This window comes from Polaromonas sp. P1_G2 (assembly GCF_056405515.1).
Map to the genome: position 1 here is coordinate 1 of NZ_JBFUBY010001207.1, position 441 is coordinate 441.

Genomic DNA, 441 nt, shown 5'->3' on the forward strand with positions numbered 1-441 from the left:
CGGCAGGGAAACGCCCGAGCGCATTCTCAACCTCAAGGCCGTGACCGGCCTGCCGGTGATCAAGGCACTGTCGATCCAGACTGCCGACGATCTCCGGAAGATCGAGCCCTATGACGGGATTGCCAATCGGTTCCTGTTCGATGCCAAACCGCCGAAGAATTCAGAACTTCCAGGTGGCAATGGCGTGTCCTTCGACTGGAACCTGTTGGTCGGCCTCGACCCGTCCATCGACTATTTTTTGTCCGGCGGGCTCAACAAGGACAATATCGGCGAAGCACTGCGCATCGCCCGCCCGCGGGGCATCGACGCCTCCTCCGGCCTGGAGTCGAGCCCGGGCGTCAAGGATTTGAACATGATCGACGCATTTTTCGCCGCCGTGCGCCAGGCAATGCAGGCGGCCTAGGGAGACATCAGTGAACGAGGCCTTCAAACCCAATACAC

General features: G+C 60.3%; 1 protein-coding gene. It reads left to right on the plus strand.

All coding sequences use genetic code 11. The features are described from left to right. The coding region (locus AC1D0P_RS29795; RefSeq protein ID WP_477680027.1) for a phosphoribosylanthranilate isomerase at positions 1–403 on the plus strand (403 nt) is incomplete at its 5' end. Between the last annotated feature and the right edge of the window lie 38 nt (positions 404–441).